The following is a 3,518-nucleotide window of genomic DNA, read 5'->3' on the forward strand; positions in this document are numbered from 1 at the left end:
CTCGGCGCGGGCAGGCGGCTCGGCGCGGGCAGGCGGCTCGGCGCGGGCAGGCGGCTCGGCGCAGGCAGGCGGCTCGGCCACGCGGGTTGCCTTCTTTTGTGGTGAAAAGGGCATCGTCAACGCCACCTCAGTCTCGCCACCCAAAATGGTCAACAGCCAATCCATATCGGTGCGAGCGAGCGGCTCGTAGAGTGGATCGCTGCGCTGGTAAAGGGCAATGTCGTAAGCCAGTGGCAAAATCGTCTCTATCTGCTCGTAAAGCCATTCAGCCAGGCCGTTGCCGTGAGGTTGGGCATCAATCAGATAGAGATGTTGGGTGGTCGGATCGTAAGCAGTCACACAATCTTCTAGTCTCGCTAGCGCGCGCAGCGCGATAGCGGCAGCGCACGACCATCCGACGAGTTGACCACTAACATTCAGTGGTCGGCTGAGACGTATCCAAACAGCCTGACTTTGCCAGCGTTGCGTGATTGGTTCGGCCAGCGTTTGCTCACGTACCGGGTTGTGTCCCGTCTGTTCTCGATATGCATAAGTCGTTTCTTCAACTGTAACGCGCCCCCAACTCAGGCGCGGACTATGAGCGCGCTTGAGTTCACGTTGCGCCCACTCTTGCCGAATCTGAATCTGACAGCGGCGGAGTGGAATTGTTCGGTGGCCTTCGCGACCGGCCAATTGGATCGTGCCGGTCTCGTCGTCACGTTCGATGATCTGCTGTCCACCCCGGAGTGGAGGGAGGGCAGCGGCGAGGTGGATCCAGCGCCCTGCAATTGAGGGATCAGCAGTGCCGGTCTGCATCTTCTGCTCGTTGAGCAAGTAGAGTGGCTCGGTGCCGGCAGCGTGAAGATCAAGCGTAATATAGGGATCGCTCTGCTCACCAGGTAACCAGACCGATGCGCTGCCGGGCAGGCGATAGAGATGTTTCTGAGCGGCGAGCCGTTCCACAATCGTTTCAAGTTGCCATTGTCGGATCTCATCATCGTGCAGCGGTTTTTCGCTGGCAGCGCAGACCAGATGAAGCGCGGCTACAAATGGGTTGAGGCTTACCGGTGACCATGCGGCTGGTTGCAACAGTGGCCACGTCGCCAGATCAGTTTCGGCCATTCGACGGAGAGCAGAATCGCCGAGACCGCGGTCAAGCAGGACAATGACCAGCGCGGCGCCGCTATGCAGTGCGGCCTGGAGTGTTGCGGGGCCGACATCGGCGCCGGTCATAATCTGCGTGTGAGCTGGTAACGGTCTCAAGCCGGCGCTCAACATCCCTGACACATCGCCAATTGCTGCGCGCAGATTACCCAGCTCGAAGCGATTGGTGATCAGGTGAACGCTTGCGCCGCTGGCTAGAAATGCTTCAGCCAGACGCATTGTCTCACGGTGACGATTGCCATCGCACTGCCAGATTGCCAGCGTCGTCGTGGGATATGGTAAGTCGGCGGCTGATGTAACGCGCCATTCACGTCCGCTGATCAGCTTTAACGCCGCTTCAGGGCCACTAACAGGCGCGACTGTGCCGCCAAGCGCGATCGGTTGCGCGCTGAGCCGACCGGCGCGCAACAGGATCATACTGAGATGACCGGCAGCAATTCCGTAATACGTGTGTAGATCGGCGATGAGGATCAATCGTAATCGACGCCAGAAGCTGTGCCAGGCGCGGTCGTGAAGGCGCAACAGTGAGCTGTGTAATTCTGGCAGTGTCGTAATAATCAGGCGGGCAGTGGGTGCAGTTCGTCGGTTTGCGCCGCTCGTCGCAGCGATGGGAATGGCAGGCTGACAAAAACGGGCCAGAACATTGGCTTCTCGCTCGTGCAACAGTGCTTGATCGGCGTCAGGCACAATGAGCAATGCTGTTGCCGATGGTTCGTTACGCAAGAGGTCTAGTGTCAAGAGATGCAGACTGGCCCGACTTAGCGTGCCGCTGCCGGTGATTGCGAACGGCGTGCTGCGCCGGAGGGCAGCAAGTGCAATCGATTGGGCTTGAAAGAATGGCGTGCCGATGGCGCGCACCCAGGCCTCGTTCAGTGCCTGATCGATTGGTAGATGGCTGATGCGAGTGCCGGTGCCGGCAGGGAATGCGCGCAGCGCGATCAGCGGCGATGTCGATTGCCCGGCTCGCTCAGCAATGGCGTGTAAAATGTCAATCAGGTGACTCATAGGTGCGCAGTATTCGTAGCTTAACGTGAGGGGCATTGCAACTGCAATCGACCGTCATTCAACGCGAAGCGATCGGTATTGCAGAAGTATGCGCAGCTTACCTGTGCGATAAGGTAGAGCAGGCGCGTTGTCGAACTGTGCTTGTGCCGGGTAGCGGAGCCTCCTTTGTGGTAGCAGGTGACCGATATGCCGCAATCGAGTGCAATCGGATCAGGGTAAAGCTGGCGATGGTGTGCTGCCGCAGTTTGGGCACAGAGCGCATCGTCGCTTCCGTATTGATCCGGCCAACCATTGCGCGAAAACGCAATCCAACGCCCGCATGTTAAGCCGGTTAACGATTCGATTGTAACATGCCTGTCGAGCATGCATTAGTAGAGTGAGGTGAATGAATGCGTTCGCGCTGGTTGCGAGTCAACGGTTACCAGTTGCACTGGCTTGAAGCGGGACGCGGGCCGGCTGTGCTGCTGTTGCATGGTTTTGCCGGCTCGAGTGACGATTGGGCGCCAACAGTAGAGTGGCTGGCGCAGAATGGTTATCGGGCGCTGGCAGTCGATGCGCTGGGGTTTGGACGCTCTGAGAAACCAGTTAATGCGCCCTATGGCCTTGAGTTGCAGAGCGATCTCTACGCTGCATTGCTGGCAGCGCTCAATATCGACCGGGCAACCTTTGTTGCCCATTCCATGGGTGGGAAGTATGCGTTAGCTACAGCGATCCGCCATCCGCTGCGTGTTGCCAGGCTGGTATTGATCGCCACCGACGGCTTTGTTGAACCGTCGCCGCTCACGATCATTGGTGGCTGGCCATTCATCGGTGAAGTCATTCTCTGGCTCTCGGCTCATCCGGCTGTCGTGCGCGCCTTTCTGTCTGCCGCTTTCCACAATCCCGCTCCCTACGTAACTGCCGAACTGATCGAGCGGGGTCAGGCAGCAATCAGTGGCGCTGCTAACCGTCGGGCCCTGACCAGCCTGAGCCGTCGTTACGCCGCTACCGATCTGGGCTTAACCGGTTTACGCTCGCGGTTGTCAACGGTTCGCGCTCCCACCCTCCTGGTCTGGGGAGCGCAGGATCGGGTCTTCCCACTGCGCTACGCAGAAACTGCCCGGCGTGAGATTCCAGGCGCACAGTTGGTAGTTATTCAGCATTGTGGCCATTTTCCCCACATCGAAGCGGCGCGTCCGTTTCTCGGTCTGCTCAGCGGTTTTCTGGCTCCACTCTGCCGTGAATGACCTCTGCTACCGGTTGCATTAAAGCGTGCCTGCGGATAGTCAGCAGGGGCACATGGCGGGGATGGGGATGGTGGGCGGTGGGGCGGATGATTGTGCGGGGATGGGGATGGTGGGCGGTGGGGCGGATGATTGTGCGGGGATGGG

Annotated in this window: 2 protein-coding genes; one reads left to right on the forward strand and one right to left on the reverse strand. The window is 59.2% G+C overall.

The window, feature by feature from the left end; translation table 11 throughout:
• The coding region (locus Q0650_RS04105; protein ID WP_298816198.1) for a helicase at nt 1–2,148 on the reverse strand (2,148 nt) is incomplete at its 3' end.
• A gap of 389 nt (nt 2,149–2,537) precedes the next feature.
• Between Q0650_RS04105 and Q0650_RS04110 the strand changes: the two genes are divergently transcribed.
• The gene (locus Q0650_RS04110; protein ID WP_298816200.1) at nt 2,538–3,374 is read left to right on the forward strand and encodes an alpha/beta fold hydrolase; all 837 of its coding nucleotides are present in this window, start codon (nt 2,538–2,540) and stop codon (nt 3,372–3,374) included.
• Nucleotides 3,375–3,518: the final 144 nt, after the last annotated feature.

The organism is uncultured Chloroflexus sp. (genome assembly GCF_937129525.1).
Lineage (GTDB): Bacteria > Chloroflexota > Chloroflexia > Chloroflexales > Chloroflexaceae > Chloroflexus.